The organism is Legionella drozanskii LLAP-1, assembly GCF_001467585.1.
Classification (GTDB): Bacteria; Pseudomonadota; Gammaproteobacteria; order Legionellales; family Legionellaceae; genus Tatlockia; species Tatlockia drozanskii.
Genome location: NZ_LNXY01000007.1, coordinates 1 through 278, shown reverse-complemented (window position 1 = coordinate 278; position 278 = coordinate 1). Strand labels below are relative to the sequence as shown.

Here is a 278-nt window from a genome sequence, read left to right as displayed (position 1 = left end):
TCCTCTTAAAGAGCCTCTTCTTGATAATGATTTAGGACTTGATGAAGCCATGGAAGCCGAAATTGAAGCGCCTTTTGAAACAACCTATGCTCAACATATAAAACCTGTCCAAGAAAAAGCAAAAGAAGGCCAACTTCTTGTTCTAGTTGTCGAAGATAACGCCATTGCTCAAACCGTAGCTAAAGCACTGCTTAAACAATTAACTTGTGAAGCCCATATTGCAGAAACAGGGAGAAAGGCAGTCGACCTATGGCGAATCAACCATTACGATCTCATTT

1 protein-coding gene is annotated in these 278 nt (G+C 40.6%); it reads left to right on the top strand.

All coding sequences use genetic code 11. The annotated features are described in order from the left end of the window. Positions 1-278, top strand: a 278-nt coding sequence (locus Ldro_RS16450; protein ID WP_162263964.1) for a response regulator, incomplete at both ends; no start/stop codon positions are given.